The sequence below is a fragment of the Kitasatospora sp. NPDC059408 genome (assembly GCF_042751525.1).
Taxonomy (GTDB): Bacteria; Actinomycetota; Actinomycetes; order Streptomycetales; family Streptomycetaceae; genus Kitasatospora.
Window position 1 is genome coordinate 54,629 of sequence record NZ_JBHYWI010000004.1, and the last position, 15,731, is coordinate 70,359.

At 72.5% G+C, this 15,731-nt stretch carries 10 protein-coding genes; 2 read left to right on the plus strand and 8 right to left on the minus strand.

Annotated features, from left to right (window positions below; translation table 11 throughout):
• Nucleotides 1–144: 144 nt before the first annotated feature.
• A complete protein-coding gene (locus tag ACFXDE_RS04915) occupies nt 145–951 on the minus strand; it encodes a hypothetical protein (protein WP_380490964.1) in 807 nt (268 codons plus the stop codon).
• Between the two features lie 193 nt (nt 952–1,144).
• On the opposite strand from ACFXDE_RS04915, the gene ACFXDE_RS04920 reads away from it, so the two are divergent.
• On the plus strand, nt 1,145–6,856 hold the full coding sequence (locus ACFXDE_RS04920) for an RICIN domain-containing protein (RefSeq protein ID WP_380491187.1): 5,712 nt from the start codon (nt 1,145–1,147) through the stop codon (nt 6,854–6,856).
• A 125-nt stretch (nt 6,857–6,981) separates the two neighbouring features.
• Here ACFXDE_RS04920 and ACFXDE_RS04925 read toward each other — a convergent pair whose 3' ends face one another.
• The gene (locus ACFXDE_RS04925; protein WP_380490966.1) at nt 6,982–7,839 is read right to left on the minus strand and encodes a hypothetical protein; all 858 of its coding nucleotides are present in this window, start codon (nt 7,837–7,839) and stop codon (nt 6,982–6,984) included.
• Nucleotides 7,832–8,344, minus strand: coding sequence for a SigE family RNA polymerase sigma factor (locus ACFXDE_RS04930; protein ID WP_380490968.1), 513 nt, complete (start codon nt 8,342–8,344; stop codon nt 7,832–7,834). Before ACFXDE_RS04930 ends, ACFXDE_RS04925 begins: the two co-directional genes overlap by 8 nt.
• 253 nt (nt 8,345–8,597) lie before the next feature.
• Between ACFXDE_RS04930 and ACFXDE_RS04935 the strand changes: the two genes are divergently transcribed.
• On the plus strand, nt 8,598–9,428 hold the full coding sequence (locus ACFXDE_RS04935) for a hypothetical protein (RefSeq protein WP_380490970.1): 831 nt from the start codon (nt 8,598–8,600) through the stop codon (nt 9,426–9,428).
• 627 nt (nt 9,429–10,055) lie between these two features.
• Here ACFXDE_RS04935 and ACFXDE_RS04940 read toward each other — a convergent pair.
• From ACFXDE_RS04940 to ACFXDE_RS04960, 5 genes are all read right to left on the minus strand, one after another.
• Complete coding sequence (locus ACFXDE_RS04940; RefSeq protein WP_380490972.1) at nt 10,056–11,720, minus strand: ABC transporter ATP-binding protein; 1,665 nt, start codon at nt 11,718–11,720, stop codon at nt 10,056–10,058.
• On the minus strand, nt 11,717–12,706 hold the full coding sequence (locus tag ACFXDE_RS04945) for an ABC transporter permease (RefSeq protein WP_380490974.1): 990 nt from the start codon (nt 12,704–12,706) through the stop codon (nt 11,717–11,719). Before ACFXDE_RS04945 ends, ACFXDE_RS04940 begins: the two co-directional genes overlap by 4 nt.
• Nucleotides 12,703–13,665 carry an ABC transporter permease gene (locus ACFXDE_RS04950; RefSeq protein ID WP_380490976.1) on the minus strand — a complete coding sequence of 321 codons (963 nt, stop codon included), beginning with the start codon at nt 13,663–13,665 and terminating at the stop codon, nt 12,703–12,705. The genes ACFXDE_RS04945 and ACFXDE_RS04950 overlap by 4 nt, the downstream gene beginning before the upstream one ends.
• 44 nt (nt 13,666–13,709) lie before the next feature.
• Nucleotides 13,710–15,428 (minus strand): ABC transporter substrate-binding protein, encoded by a 1,719-nt coding sequence (locus ACFXDE_RS04955; protein WP_380490978.1) that lies wholly within the window; start codon nt 15,426–15,428, stop codon nt 13,710–13,712.
• Nucleotides 15,429–15,589: 161 nt separating this feature from the next.
• Nucleotides 15,590–15,682: an Ms4533A family Cys-rich leader peptide gene (locus tag ACFXDE_RS04960; protein ID WP_380435284.1), complete on the minus strand. Its 93-nt coding sequence runs from the start codon at nt 15,680–15,682 to the stop codon at nt 15,590–15,592.
• Nucleotides 15,683–15,731 lie beyond the last annotated feature (49 nt).

A 15,731-nucleotide genomic window follows, 5' to 3' on the forward strand; every position in this document is an offset into this window, starting at 1 on the left:
CTCGGGACCGGACGGCACCCTGCCCGTCCCCACCGACAGTGCGTACGCGCGGCCGTGCGTCCCGCCCGGCCGCGCGCCGTCGCACGACGGTGCCCGGCCCGCCGCGACGGCGGCGGACCGGACACCGTGGGGAAGGACCAGGGGTCAGCCCTTCTGGGCGATGTCCTTCATGTCCTCGTATCCGAGGCCGAGCTTGGTGTGGACCTCCTGCTCCGCCGGGCTCATCCCGAGGCGCTGCAGCTCCTCGGACTGGGCGCCGGTGAGCGGCTTTCCGGGGGCCGGCGCCGCGCCGGGCCCGGTGGATCCGCCCCGGCCCTTGCCGAGCCCGTCGGCGCGGGCGAGGTTCGGTACGACCCGCCGCAGGTCGTCGCCGGTGAGCGCGACGGCGCCGGCGGGGGCCTCGACGGTCGGGGTGCTCTGGCTGAAGGGGAGCTTCACGGGGAAGTTGACGCCCGGTCCGGCCTTCTTCTCCAGCTGGGCGAGGTCGAAGGTCGCGGAGGCCGGCTTGCCGTCCTTCAGGTAGAGGTCGGCGCCGACGGCGGTCTCGCGCACGCCGGCCGGCGCGGCGTCGGGCAGCTTGCCGAACTTCTCGGGGAGCTTGGCGGCCAGCGGCCTGACGGCCTTCAGGAGCTCGTCGGCCAGCCGGCGGCCCGGGGCGCTCACCCAGACGTGCTCGGTGCCGTCCTTCTCGCCCTTGTCCTCGAAGGTGACGGTGCGGGTGAGCACGTCCTTGACGGAGTTGGTGAGCTGCTTGGCGGTCTCCGGGTCCAGCGACGGCTCGGCGCTGGGGGAGGCCGTCTTGGCGCCGTCGGACTTCTTGGCCTCGTCGGCGGCCGCCTGCAGGTCGAAGGTGATCCACTTGCCGGCCAGGACGTCCCGGACCGGGGCCGGTTCGGCGGGCAGGTCCTTGCCGGCGGCGTCGACCTCGGACGGATCCTCGCCGGCCAGCACGCCGAGCGGGCCGGAGGGCCTCCTGGGATCCGCCGTTGACCTGCGTTGATCAGTTGTATACGGGCGGTCTGTAGCTTCGGCGGGCCCGCGCTCGCCGAGCGTGGGGCTTGATCGGCATGCCAGTACGAAGGTGAGGTCGCCGACGCTCATGCGCCGCGATTTCTTCAGATCCACAATCCGGTCCTTGGCGACCGTGGTGACCGCGGGGGTGCTGATGGTTCCCCTGTTGGGGGCCGTCGCACCGGTCGCGGAGGCGGCCGAGGAGCCGCCGTACCTGCACCCGTGTTTGGACACGAGCAGGAAGCTGCCCACGTTCGTCTACCGTGGGGTCGGCCTCAATCGCGGCAACCCGGGGGACGACAACCAGGGCACGGTGGGTCCCCTCGTCGAGGGTATGGACCCGGACACGATCTTCCGTGACGGATTCAGGTCCAGGGGCTCGGTGGCGGGTTTGTCGTCCTTTGACCTGTACACCCACGTGGACGGAGATAAGGCCACCGGCCACAGCACCGCGGACTCGGGCTACGTCAGCACGAGTGACGAACAAGGGACGGCGAACGCGTTCGCCGCGCGCAACACCGGCTTCAGCGAGGTGGAACGCGCCCCCGACGGCACGGTGGTGAGGGCGTGGAAGGAGGGCTGGGTCTACAAGATCAGGCCGGATAAACGCTTCTTCTACGTTCCGGACCAGTTCCCCCCGGAGGACCTTCCCACGAGTGCCAAGGGCGAGTACGAGTGGGCGGCGATCGGGGCCATCCCCGGCGAGTTCGTGGAATCGGCAGTGCATGTACGCCAGGCGTACAACAGGGTCCTCGGGGGGGCGATTCTGCCCAGCAACGTCTTCGATGTGCTGGACGAGAAGCACAGGACCATCCCGCAGCCGGATCAGACGGCGATACCGGATCTCGGGAAATTCGGCTGGAACTCGCGGCTTTGGGTGGCCGAAGCACCGAACATGGCGAACGAGAAGGAGTGCTTGGACAGCCCCGCCGACGAAGACCCCGAGTGCAAGAAGCCCGACGCGACGACGGGCAGCACACCCGCGACGCTGAGGTCCGCCGCGCTGCGGTCGACCGCGACCACGGTCGCCGCCGCCGGCGCTGCGCCGAAGGTGTCGACGGCGGCGCTGACGGCCTCCGCCGACGCGCCGGTCGCCGCCCCGGCCACCCCGGCCGCCACCGACGCGGGCCGTGCGCGGCCGTTCGACGGTGCGACGTACCAGCTCACGGCGGCGGCGTCGGCCTACGGTCCGACCTTCAACCTGGACGTGCGCGGCGGTGTGAAGGCCGACGGCACGGTGGTCCAGGCGTACGCCCGCAACTGCACCGCCTCGCAGAACTGGCGGCTGCGCGAGGTGGCGAACGGCCGGTACGTGGTGGAGAGCGCCCTGGCCCAGGGCACCCTCCTCCAGCAGGACGCCGACAGCCACAACACCGTCATCCGGCCGGTGCAGAACGACGCGGCGGGCCGGCCCAACGGCAGCACCGGCCAGCAGTGGACGTTCAAGGACACCGGTGACGGCACGTTCAACCTCGTCAGCGCGGCCGACCAGTCCTGCCTGACCATGGCCGGGCAGCAGTCCGCCGGGCTGAGCGTCCGGCCGTGCGACGGCGGGATCCCGCAGAAGTGGAAGCTCGCCGCGCCGTGCGTGCCCGCCGACCCGGGCTCGCCGAGTGGTGCCGGGCGCACGGTGCCCGGCTACCAGGGCCTGCCGTGGCCGGCCGTCAAGGGACACCCCGAGCTGACCTGGCCCGCACTGCCCGGCGCGCCGGGCATCCCGTGGCCGTCGGTGCCCGGCTACCCGGACGTGCCGATGCCGGGCCGACCGGACCTTCCGGCCGTCGACTGGCCGGGCGCGCCGCAGCTGCCGGCCGTCCTCCTGCCGACCCAGCAGGGCAGCACCGGCTGGCCGACGGTGCCCGGATTCCCCGGGGTCGCCTGGCCGACGATGCCGGGCACCAAGAACGTGCCGTGGCCGATCCTGCCTCTGCCGGTCGCTCCTGGCGCCGACCCCGGCAGCGAGGTGATCATTCCCGGCCGGCCCGTACCGGCCACCCCCGGCGTCGCCGGTCATCCGGAGCTGAAGTGGCCGACCGTGCCCGGCTTCCCGGACGTCAAGTGGCCGTCGGTGCCCGGCGCGCCGGACGTCCCGTGGCCGGGGCACCCGGACCTGCCCGCCATCTCCTGGCCGGGCGCGCCGAACCTGCCCACGGGCGGCCGGCCCTCGCTGCCCGGCTTCCCCGCCTGGTCGTGGCCGTCGATCCCGAACTTCCCGAACGTGCCCTGGCCGTCCCTGCCGGGTCTGCCGACGACTCCGTGGCCCGCCGCCTCGGGGTTCCCCAACCTGCCGGACAAGCCGCTCCCGGCGGACCCGCCGGTCCGAGCGTGCAGGAATCCCCACAAGCCCGACCCGGGCAAGCCTGACCCGGGCAAGCCTGACCCGGGCAAGCCCGACCCCGGCAAGCCCGACCCGGGCACCCCCGGTGGCGACAACGGTGGGACCAACCCCGGGACCAACCCCGGGACCGGGACCAAGCCGGCGCCCTCGCTGCCCGGGATCACGCTACCCGGCTTTCCGTTCCTGCCGCTGCTGCCGCCGTTCGGCTGGGGCCCCGGCGGGCCCGGCGGGCCGAGCCTGCCGGGGGGCGGTCCCTCCGGTGGCGGGCAGCAGCCCGATCCGACGCAGGGGATCCGCGTCGTCTCCGCGGCCGATCCGCAGCTCGTGCCGGACGTGCGCGACGGGGTGGCGAACGCCGGCACCCCCGTGCAGGCCTGGCAGCCGAACACCACCGACTCGCAGCGCTGGGCGTTCTGGGACCGCGGCAACGGCAACTGGCTGATCGAGACGCGGCTCACCTACGGCCGGAGCCGGCCGGAGGAGCGGCTGGTGCTCGGCCACGACACCGCCACCCACCGCACGGCGCTGCAGCCGGTGGCGGCCGGCCGGAACGACCTGCTGTGGCGGTTCGCCGACGCGGGGGACGGCCGGAGCACGATCGCCAACGGCGACGGCGGCGGTTGCCTCACCCTCGCCGCCAAGGGCCAGCCGCTGACCGTCGCGCCCTGTGACGGCTCCGACCGCCAGAAGTGGCGACTGAACGGCGTGGTCGCGGACGGCGGCGGGAACGGCCCCGCCCCCGTCACCGTGTACTCGGCCTTCCCCGGCAAGTGCCTGGACGTCGCCGGCGGCAAGACCGCCGACCGGACCCCGACCGACCTGTACGACTGCAACGCGAGCCCGTCCCAGCAGTGGACCCCGTCCGCGCGCAGCGGCGTGCTCACCCTGAAGGCGTTCGGCAAGTGCCTGGACGTCGCCGACGGCAAGACCGCCGGCGGCACCCGGGTCGGCCTGTACACCTGCAACGACAGCCCCGCGCAGAACTGGCAGCAGGGCCCCGGCTACTCGCTGGTCAACCCCGCCTCCGGTCGCTGCCTGGACGTGACCGACGGCAAGGCCGTCAACGAGACCCCGCTCCAGCTCTGGGACTGCAACCAGAGCGACTCCCAGCGCTGGGGCCTGGGCACCGTCCCGCCCCGGCAGGAGAAGCAGCCGGCCCCGCAGCCGGCCCCGCAGCCGGGCACCACGCCGGTGGTGAGTCCCGGCATCGGCTCCTCGCAGGTCGCCACCCTGCGCTCGGCGAACGCCGGCCTGGTGGCGGACCTGGACCGCGCGAACACCGCCGCCGGGACGCCGGTCAAGGCGCTCGGCGCCAACGGCAACGACGCGCAGCGCTGGGCGTTCTGGCCGACGGCCGACGGGCGGTGGATCATCGAGACCCTGCTCACCGACGGGAAGACGGCGGCCGGTCAGGGCATGGTGATGGACCACGACCCGGGCAGCCACCGCGCCCACCTCATCCGGGTCTCGGACGGCAACGCCAACCAGCACTGGGCGTTCCGCGACGCCGGCGGCGGCTGGTACTGGATCACCAGCGACACCGACAACGGCTGCCTGACCGCCGCCAACAGCGGTGAACAGCTGGGCATCTGGGCCTGCGACGGCTCGGACCGGCAGCGCTGGCGACTCGACAACATCCAGAACGGGCCTACCCAGGGCGGCGACAGCGGCTCCGGCGGCGGTAGCACGGGCGGTTCGACCGGTGGTGGTTCGACCGGTGGTGGTTCGACCGGTGGTGGGGGCTCGACCGGCGGCGGCACCGCTGGTGGTGCGGTTCCCGGTGGCAGTGCCGGGAGTCCGGGTTCTCCGCAGGCTCCGGGGGGCAGTGATCCCCGGCACGGTGTGACGGGGTCCTTGGTGTCCGGGAACAACTGGATGGTCGCCGACCTCGACCGTGGTTCCAATGCCTCGGGTACGCGGATCAAGTCGCTTGGTGCCAACGGTGCCCTCGCTCAGCAGTGGACGCTCTGGCAGAAGCCGAACAGCCAGTGGCTGATCGAGACCAAGGTTGGTGGGGGGATGGTCATGGACCACGACCCCAGTACTCACCGCACCCATCTCATCGGTTCGCAGGAGGGCAATGCCAATCAGCTGTGGCGTTTCCAGGAGGGTGCGCGTGGTTGGTACCGGATCATCTCGGCCACGGACGGTGGTTGCCTCACTGCCGTGAACAATGATCAGGACCTGGCCATTTGGCAGTGCCGTGACACCACCGCTCAGTGGTGGAAGCTCGACACGTCGCCCTTCGACGGCGGCGGTGGCAGCACGGGCGGTTCCACTGGTGGCAGCACGGGAGGTGGCAGCACCGGCGGGGGTTCGACCGGCGGCGGCACCGGTGGTGGTGCGGTTCCCGGTGGCAGTGCCGGGAGTCCTGGTTCTCCGCAGGCTCCGGGGGGCAGTGATCCGCGGCATGGTGTGACGGGGTCCTTGGTCTCTGGCAACAACTGGATGGTTGCCGACCTCGATCGCGGTTCCAATGCCTCGGGTACGCGGATCAAGTCGCTCGGTGCCAACGGTGCCCTCGCTCAGCAGTGGACGCTCTGGCAGAAGCCGAACAGCCAGTGGCTGATCGAGACCAAGGTTGGTGGGGGGATGGTCATGGACCACGACCCCAGTACTCACCGCACCCATCTCATCGGCTCGCAGGAGGGCAATGCCAATCAGCTGTGGCGCTTCCAGGAGGGTGCGCGTGGCTGGTACCGGGTCATCTCGGCCACGGACGGCGGTTGCCTCACCGCTGTGAACAACGATCAGGACCTGGTCATTTGGCAGTGCCGTGACACCACCGCTCAGTGGTGGAAGTTCGACACGTTTCCCTTCGACGGCGGCGGTGGCAGCACGGGAGGTGGCGGCACCGGCGGTGGTTCGACCGGCGGCGGCACCGGCGGTGGTGGCAGCACGGGAGGTGGCGGCACTGGCGGTGGCTCGGGCGGCGGGTTCCGCGGCCCCGACTCCCTGCCCCTTCCCCTCCCGCTCCCCAACTGCCAGGACCTGCCGAACGGTCCCAGGGACACCTGGGACGGCACGGTCGACCACCTGGACAGCGGCCGCTGCCTGCGCCCCGGCCAGCACATCGACACGTCCATCAAGTACGGCAGCTCCGGCCTGTTCGGCATCAACACCACGGAGGAGGGCTGGAAGCTGGAGTACCAGACCGACGGCAACCTCGTGCTGTCCCACTGGGAGGCGGACATCCCGTTCTGCGGCGGCCCCGGCTGCCAGCAGGGCACGACCACGACCGAGGTGATCTGGAACTCGGGCACCGCCGGCACCCGCCCCGGTGTGGCGATCATGCAGGAGGACGGCAACTTCGTCGTCTACGGTGCCGACGGCCGGGCCGCCTGGAACTCCGGCACCGGACCGTCCTGCGGCGGCCGGAACGTCTGGCTGCGCGTCCAGCAGGACGGCAACCTCGTCCTCTACAAGGGCCACGCCGCCGGCGAGGGCGCGGACCGGTGGAAGGCGATCTGGTCCACCAAGTTCGGCCGCACCGCCGAGCCCTGCTGACCCGAACGACCCCGCCCCACCCCGCCCCACCCCGCACGACCCACGGGCGCCCCGGCGCCGGCCACCCGCCGGCGCCGGGGCGTCCGTGGCACCACCGGGCGTCCGAGGTGATGCCTGCTGGCGGGCTACGGGCGGGCGTCCTTGACCGTGGGCTGGGTCTTCTGGTTGTAGATCTCCTTGCCGTCGGCGTTGTAGGCGTGGACGTAGGGGAACGGGGGGAAGGAGTCGCGGGTGAGCTCGGTGGAGATGGCGGCGCTGTAGACGAATGCGCCGTCTGCCATGACGGCCGGGTACTGGGTCGGGTCGTCGCCGTAGCTGATGGTGACCTTGGCGACGCCGGGTTCGTAGTGCCCGGCGCCCAGCGAGAGGATCTGTCCGGTGCCGGCCGGCGAGCTGACGGCGTCGAAGAACTCGATCAGGTGGCCGGTGCCCCACAGGCGGTCATTGATGAACGTCGGAGGGGTGGACATGCTGGTGCCCTTGTTGCCCTTCGACTCGCACTGCACGTACTGGTGGGCGGAGTTGACGGCGAGGACCACACCGTCCTTGGTCGCCGAGGCGACGGGAGTGCGGACCGCGATCACCGCGTGGTACTGCGACGCGTCAGAGCCCAGGCAGGAGGCCAGGATCTCGGCAACGGCCCCGGCATCGATCGGGACCGTCCTCGTACTGGTGACCGTGAAAGCGGCCGGGGGGTGGGGGGAAGCCGACGCGGAGGAGGCGGCCGTGGTGGCTGCTCCTTGTTGTGGCTCCGGTGAGTTCAGCGCGGATCCTTGGTGTGGTCCCGGTGAGTGCAGCACGGACGGGACAGCCAGGCACAGGGCTGCTGCGGTGCAGGCCGCGGTCGCGCCCAGGGCGTGCCGCCGGCGGCGGCGCCGGTCGGCGCGTCGGCGGATCTCCGCAGCGGGCAGGGTCGGTGCGGGCATCTGCGTGCCGAGCAGCCGCAGCCGGTCGCCGAGGGTGTCGTGGACGGGGTCAGACACGGATTTTTCCTTCCTCGCTGGTCGGGGTTCGGTCGGCGAGTCTGGCCGCGAGCGCGGTCCGGCCGCGGGCGAGACGGCTCTTGACGGCGCTGACGCTGGCGCCGGTCTCGACCGCGACCTGCTCGACGGAGAGGTCGCACATGTGGTGCAGGACCAGGGCGCTCCGCTGCGCCTCGGGCAGGTCGCGGAGCGCGGTGACCACCAGCAGGTGCTCCTCGGTGGGCGGCTCGACGGTGGGTGGTTCCTGGCCGTGGTGGCGTCCGGCCAAGTGCAGGCCCCGGGCCAGACGCCGCCAGCGGGAGAGGGCCAGCCGCCGGGCCGTGGTCCGGATCCACGCCTCCGGGGCATCGTCCGGGTTGAAGGTGAGCCTTCGGTCCCACGCGCGGATGAAGGCCTCCTGGACCACGTCCTGCGCCTCGGACCAGTTGCCGGTCATCGCGTAGAGCTGCCCGGTCAGGCGGGAGAAGGACGCCGCGTAGAACGCGTCGAACTCCTGGGGCGTCATCAAGGGCCTCTCTTCCGGGACTGTCCGTCGGCTCGCGGCACAGGCGGCTCGCGAGGAAGCACTCCTCGGCCGCGGCGGTGGAGCCGTGCGTCCTGGGCGGAGCCTCCCGGCCTGTACGCACGAGAACCGTCCCCGGGTTGCGCCCAGGGCCTATGACCTGGATCACGTGTGCGGGGTGCGACCTGCCGGGCGCAGGGAGGCGTACAGGGGCGCGGGCTTCAACCGGACGCCCCGCAGGAAAGGACACGGATTCATGCGCATCCGCCCGATCATGCTCATCGCCGCCTCCGCCGCGGTCATCGCGACCGCGGGGGGAGCGGCCACCGCCGCGACCAGCACCTCCACGCCCACCCCCGCGGCCCACGGCAAGCCCTCCGAAGCGCCCACCCTCACGGCCGGCGGCAAGCCCTCCGAAGCGCCCACCGCCACGCCCACCCCCGCGGCCGGCGGCACCGGCTCGGCCGGCGCCCCGGCGGTCCCCAGCAGCGGCTCATCCGATGCCCGCGTCACTGTCACCCAGGCTCCTTTCACCGTCACCAGCGCGAAGACGGTCCCGATCGATGCCGGGGCCGTTGCCGAGATCCTGGCCTCCTGCCTGGGCTCTGACGCGTCGCAGTACCACGCGGTGATCGCGGTCCGCACTCCCGTCGCCTCGGCGACCAAGGACGGCGTGGTCCTCGCCGTCAACTCCGCCCACCAGTACGTGCAGTGCGAGTCGAAGGGCAACAAGGGCACCAGCATGTCCACCCCTCCGACGTTCATCAACGACCGCCTGTGGGGCACCGGCCACCTGATCGAGTTCTTCGACGCCGTCAGCTCGCCGGCCGGCACCGGACAGATCCTCTCGCTGGGCGCTGGGCACTACGAGCCCGGCGTCGCCAAGGTCACCATCAGCTACGGCGACGACCCGACCCAGTACCCGGCCGTCATGGCAGACGGCGCGTTCGTCTACAGCGCGGCCATCTCCACCGAGCTCACCCGGGACTCCTTCCCCCCGTTCCCCTACGTCCACGCCTACAACGCCGACGGCAAGGAGATCTACAACCAGAAGACCCAGCCCACGGTCAAGGGCACCCGCCCGTAGCCCGCCAGTAGCCATCACCTCAAACCGGCCCGGATCGGGGCGGGCAACCGGTTGACGGCGTGGCGAGCCGTCACTCGGGGCCCTGGCTACTCTGGGTGACAGTCTGGTCGGTGTGACAGTTAGATCGTTTGAACTCGGATCATTTTCTGATGGAGCGTCGGCGAATCGTTGCACGTCAGAGCGGTTAACCGTCCCATCGACGGCTCGGCGAAGACCTCGGACCCCGCCACCACCTCGGTGACCGGCGCGGCGATCAGCGGCTACGCCGCCGACGCCGACACCCGCACCGTCCGGACCGTCTACGACTGGACCGTCGGGAAGCCGACCAGGAAGGTCGTCGACCCGGCAGGTCTGGCGATCACCACGGTGACCGCCTACAACCAGGCCGGCCAGACCACCGCCGTCTCCCAGCCCGCCTCCAACGGGACGGACGCCGGGACCAGCACGACCGCCTACTCGTCTACCGGCTTCCCGCGCCGATCTCGCTCGGCGCTGTCCTCGGGATCCTGGCCTCCGCGGTCACCCTCGCGTTGTACCGACGGCGAGGTTGGTCGGGCTGATGCTCCGGTCGGCGGGAGTGCCCGGCTTCGGGGGCGGGGTGGCCGCGCCCGAAGCCGGGGGTGGCGGTCAGGCCCGGGTGGCCGCCAGTCTGGTGTGGCGGCGGGCGGTGGCCTCGGTCGGGTCGAGGACCGGGGCGGCGGCCAGCAGGGATTTGGTGTACTCGTGCTGCGGGGATTCGTACACCGCCGTCGCGTCGCCCTGTTCCACGATCCGGCCGGCCCGCATCACCGCGACCCGGTCGCTCACCTGCCGGACCACGGCGAGGTCATGGGCGATGAAGACCAGGGCGAGGCCGAGGTCCCGCTGCAACTCGGCGAGCAGACGGACCACTTGGGCCTGTGTGGTGACGTCCAGTGCGGAGACCGGTTCGTCGCAGACGAGCAGGCGCGGCCGGGGTGCCAGGGCCCGGGCGATGCCGACGCGCTGGCGCTGGCCGCCGCTGAACTCGTGCGGGTAGCGGTGGTACCAGTCGGCGTCGAGGCCCACGCGTTCGAGGAGGTCGCCGACCCGGGCGCGGATGCGGCGTTCGTCGCGCTCGCCGGCGATGCGCAGCGGGTCGGCGACGGACTCGCCGATGGTGCGGCGCGGGTTGAGGGAGGACACCGGGTCCTGGAAGACCATCTGCAGTTCCTGCCGGAACGGGCGCAGGTCCTTGTCGCCGAGCGTCCCGATGTCCCGGCCGCGGTAGTGGAGCCGGCCGCCCGTCGGGTCCAGGAGGCGGACGAGCATCCTGCCGAGGGTGGTCTTCCCGGAGCCGGACTCGCCGACGACGCCCAGCGTCTCGCCGGCCCGCACGGTGAGCGAGACGCCGTCCACGGCGACCACGGGGGCGGCGCGCCGCCCGAGGGGGCCGCGGGTGGCGAACTCCTTCCGGAGGCCGGTGGCTTCGAGCAGGACCTCGCCCCCGGATGCGGCCGCCGGGCCGGGCGCCTCGGCGGCGTCGACCCGGGGCACCGCCGACAGCAGCGCGCGGGTGTACGGCTCGCGCGGAGCGCCGAGCACCTCGGTGACCGGGCCGTGTTCCACCGCCCGGCCGTCCTTCATCACGAGCACCCGGTCGACGCTCCCGGCGACGACGCCCAGGTCGTGGGTCACCAGGACCAGCCCGGCCCCGGTCTCGGTGCGCAACTCGTGCAGCAGGTCGAGGACCTGGGCCTGGACGGTGACGTCCAGCGCGGTCGTCGGCTCGTCGGCGACCAGCAGGCGCGGTTCGCAGGCGAGGGCCATCGCGATCAGCACCCGCTGGCGCATGCCGCCGCTGAACTCGTGCGGGCGCGAGCGCGAGCGGCGCGCCGCGTCGGCGATGCCGACCCGGTCGAGCACCTCGACGGCCCGGGCCCGGGCGTCCCGGCGCGAGACGTCCCGGTGCACCCGCACGACCTCGGCGATCTGGTCCCCGACGGCGTGGTACGGGTCGAGCGCGGAGAGCGGGTCCTGGAACACCATGGCCGCCAACCCGCCGCGCAGGAGGCGGAGTTCGTCGCGCCCGGCGGTGACGGCGTCGACGCCCGCGACCCGGACCGAGCCGCCGGTGCGGGCGCCCGTCCCGCGGTGCAGGCCGAGCAGGGCGTGGGCGACGGTGCTCTTGCCGGAGCCGGACTCGCCGACGATGCCGAGCGCCTGCCCGGCCGCCAGGGTGAAGCCCACGCGGTCGACGGCGCGGACGCGGCCGTCGCCGACCGGGAAGTCGACGACCAGGTCCCGGACGTTCACCAGCGGTTCGGCGCTCACGCCAGGACCACCCTTCGGTCGGCCACCGCGTAGAGCACGTCCGCGACGACGTTGGCGAGGACGACGGCGAACCCGGTGACGAGGGTGAGGCCGACGACGGTGGGCAGGTCGATCAGGCTCACCGAGCCGACGAGCAGCTTGCCGAGGCCCGGGAGGCCGAACAGCGACTCGGTCAGCACGGCGGACCCGAACATCGTCCCGAGGTCCAGGGCGGTGAGCGCGATCACCGGGGTGAGCGCGCCGCGCAACGCGTGCCTGGTCACCAGGTGCCGTTCGCCGACGCCGTACGCCCGGAAGGTCCGGATGTGGTCCTCCGCGAGGGTCTCCAGCATGGACGCGCGCGTCAGCCGGGCGTACTTGGCGGACTCGATGAGCGCGAGCGAGATCCAGGGCAGGAGCAGGCCCCAGAACCACTGCTGCGGGTCCTCGGTGAGCGGCACGTAGCTCGGGAACGGCAGCCACTGGAGCTGGGCGCAGAGGACGATGAGCAGCACCAGTCCGATGACGAACACCGGGACGGCGGTGCCGGCCAGGGTCAGCGCGGTGAGCAGGCGCTCGGTCGGCCCGCCCCGGCGCAGCGCGGAGAGCAGCCCGGTGCCGACGCCGAGGACCAGCCAGAGCACCATCGCGCCGAGGGCCAGCGAGGCCGTCACCGGGAGCCGGGCGGCGATCATGTCGGTGACCTGCTCGCCGCTGCGGTAGGAGACGCCCAGGCAGGGCGCCGGGCAGTGCAGCGGGCCCGTGCCGGCGCTGAAGTCGCGCCCGGCGACGACACCCTGGAGGAAGTGGGCGTACTGCAGGTACACGGGAGCGTCGAGGCCCAGCCGTTCGCGCACCTGGTGGACCTGGGCGGGGCTGCACTTCTCGCCGCAGGCCAGCTGGGCGGGGTCGCCGGGGGCGATGTAGAACACCGCGTAGACGATCAGGGAGAGGACGATCAGGACGCCGATCATGCCGACGGCCCTGCGGAGCAGGAAGCGGGTCATGCGGCGGCCTCCTCGGTCTTCGGGGCAGCCGGGGAGCCGGCCCGCAGCCGGGAGGCCGCGCGGGGGTCGAGCGCGGTGCGGACGCCGTCGCCGACCACGGTGAAGGCGAGCACGGTGGTGAACAGCAGCGCGGACGGGAGCAGTACGTACATCGGGTCCGCGCGGAACCAGGTGGTCGCGCCGGAGAGCATCTGGCCCCACGACGAGGTGGGCGGCTTGACGCCCACGCCGAGGAAGGACAGCCCGGCCTCGGAGACCACGTTGGACGGCAGCAGGACGGCCGCGTAGGTGATGACCGGCGCGGCCAGGGCCGGCAGCAGCTCCCGGCGGGCGATCCGCCACCGGGAGGCGCCGGCCAGTCGCGCCGCGGCGACGTGGTCGAGCTGCCGGAGGCTCAGCGTCTGCGCCCGGACCAGCCGGGCGGTGCCGGCCCAGCCCAGCAGCCCGATGACGAGCGTGAGCAGGACCGGGCGGGGGAAGCCGGAGGGGACGACGGCCATCAGGGAGATGGCGAAGACCAGCGAGGGCAGGGCGAGCATCACCTCGGAGGTGTTGCCGATCAGCTGGTCGAGCAGGCGGTTGCCGAGGCCGGCGGCGAGGCCGAGCAGGACGCCGGTCGCGACCTGGACGAGCGTGGCGCCGACGGCGACGAGCAGCGAGATGCGGGCGCCGTACACGAGCCGGGCGAACACGTCCCGCCCGGTGCCCGGTTCGACGCCGAGCCAGTGCTCGGCGGTGATGCCGCCGAACGAGCCGGTGGGCACGCCGCCGGCCGCGGAGTCGAGCAGGCCGTCGTGGTAACTCGTGGGGTCCTGGCCCTCGATCGCGGCGAGCAGCGGTGCCGCGGCCGCGGTCAGGGCGAGCAGGAGGATGACGAGGCCGCCGGCGAGGACGGCGCGCCGCGCGAGCAGCCGCCGCCACACCGGCCGTCCCCCGGCAGCGGGATTCCGTGGAGCCATGGTGGTCCGATTTCCGTCCGATCCGTTCCGTCCGGTCCCGTCCGCTACTTGACCGCGACCTGGGAGATGTCGAGCACGCCGGTCCAGTCGCTGATGACGATGTTGCGCACGTCCTTGCCGGACAGCCGCTTGTAGACGGGGTGGAACAGCGGGACGGTGAGGGCCTGTTCGCCGAGCCGCTTGTCGAGGGCGCCCCACAGCTTGGCGGCCTCGGCGTGGTCGGTGATCTTGTTGATCCGGTCGATCTCCTCGTTCACCGAAGGGTCGTCCAGCTGCGCGGAGTTGAAGTTGTAGCCGTCGGTGACGATCTGCCGGCCGTCGAAGACCGGTGCGAGGAACGGGCCGCCGGAGGGCCAGTCGGCGCCCCAGCCGGAGAGGAACAGGCCGGGCTCGGTGGCGACGGTGTGGATCGTCTTGGAGTACCGGCTGGACTCCAGGGCGTCCAGCCGGACGGTGATCCCGGCCGCCTTCAGGCCGTCCTGGACGGCGGCGGCCAGGTCCGGGCCGTAGCCCCGGCCGGTGGCGGTGGAGTGGGTGAGCGTGATGGTCAGGCCGTCGGGGTAACCGGCGTCCTTCAGCAGCTCCCTGGCCTTCTGCGGGTTGCCGGTGGGGCCGGCTGGGAACGGGTCGTAGGGCGTGTACCCGAAGGTCTCCTGGGCGGGCAGGTAGGTGGTCGCGGCCTCGGCGAGCGAGGAGCCGCCGGCGGCGTTGACGACCGAGGTGCGGTTGAGCGCGTAGGCGACGGCCTGGCGGACCTTCGGGTCGTCGAACGGCTTCACCTTGGGGTTGAAGGCGAGGTAGTCGACGTAGCCGAAGTGCCCGGTGCCGACCCGGGCGGCGAGGGCCTTGTCGTCCTTCACCTGCGCGAGTTCGGAGGGGCCGAGGTTGGTGTCGGTGGTGACGGCGGCCGCGTCGGCGCCGGTGCCCGCGGAGAGCCGCTGGTTGATCACCGCCGGGTCGAGCCCGGACTGCACGTCGATGGTGTCCGGGTACGCCTTGCGCTGGTCGTCCGTCGCCGCGGACCAGTGGGGGTTCCGCGCGAGGACGAGGTGCGTCCCGTCGTTCTCGTTCTTGACGACCTGGTAGGGGCCGGACGAGACGGGGTGGTCCTGGTACTTCGTCCCGGTGTCCTTGGCCTTCGGCACGGGCGCGAACTGGGTCTGGGTGGCCAGGTACGGGAAGTCGCCCTCGGGCTTGTTCAGGCGGAAGACGATGGTCTTGTCATCGGGGGTCTGGACGGCGTCCAGGCCGCGGCCGTCCTTGTACGGGCCCTGGTAGTCCGCCGCGCCGACCAGCCAGTCCCTCAAGTACGGCGCCCCGCCCGAGAGTTCAGGGGCGAACGACCTCTCGATGCCGTACTTGATGTCGGCGGTGGTGATCGGCGAGCCGTCCTCGTACGTGAGGCCGTCCTTGAGGTGGTACGTCCACACCGCCGCGCCCTCCGACGGGGTGCCGGTGTCGGTGGCGAGGTCCGGGATCACCTTCGTGCCGGCCGCGCCGTCGGCCCGGTTGCGGGTGGTGAGGGTGCGGAAGACCAGCGAGGGCACGTTGCCGCCGCCGGAGGTGTAGAGCCGCGCGGGGTCGAACTGGTCCTCCGGGTTCTGGTTGAGGACGGTGAGGGTGCCGCCCTGCCGCGGCGCGGCGTCCTTGCCGGTGCTCCCACCGCCGTCGGCCTTCGGGCCGCACGCCGCCAGTCCGGCGACCAGGGCGACGGTGACGGCCGCCGCGGCGAGGCGGCGAGGGGTGAAGGTGGTTCGAGACATCGGAAAGGGAGCCTTTCGCTACCGATGGTGCACGGAGGAAGGCGGGCGGCAGTGCGGCCTGGGGAGGAGTGAGGCCTGGGGAAGGGTGAGCGGCACCGCGCCCGCGGGAAGGGGCGACGCCCCGGCGCGGCGGTCACCGCAACGCGTCGGGGCAGGCGGGTTCAGCGACAGAGGTTGTCGGCGACGCAGTGCGCGGCCACGCCGATCAGCGCCAGCTCGATGGCGGCGCACTCGATCGGGTGACGGGCAGACATGTCGAGAAGACTGTATGACGATAGGCGGATTGTCAAAGGTCCCGAGGTG

What these genes read in the sequence shown, in the direction of transcription:
- ACFXDE_RS04930 (WP_380490968.1), bottom strand. Translation starts at nt 8,344, where the DNA reads ATGACGCCCCAGGAGTTCGACGCGTTCTACGCGGCGTCCTTCTCCCGC.
- ACFXDE_RS04950 (WP_380490976.1), bottom strand. Translation starts at nt 13,665, where the DNA reads ATGGCTCCACGGAATCCCGCTGCCGGGGGACGGCCGGTGTGGCGGCGG.
- ACFXDE_RS04960 (WP_380435284.1), bottom strand. Translation starts at nt 15,682, where the DNA reads ATGTCTGCCCGTCACCCGATCGAGTGCGCCGCCATCGAGCTGGCGCTG.
- ACFXDE_RS04935 (WP_380490970.1), top strand. Translation starts at nt 8,598, where the DNA reads ATGCGCATCCGCCCGATCATGCTCATCGCCGCCTCCGCCGCGGTCATC.
- ACFXDE_RS04955 (WP_380490978.1), bottom strand. Translation starts at nt 15,428, where the DNA reads ATGTCTCGAACCACCTTCACCCCTCGCCGCCTCGCCGCGGCGGCCGTC.
- ACFXDE_RS04945 (WP_380490974.1), bottom strand. Translation starts at nt 12,706, where the DNA reads ATGACCCGCTTCCTGCTCCGCAGGGCCGTCGGCATGATCGGCGTCCTG.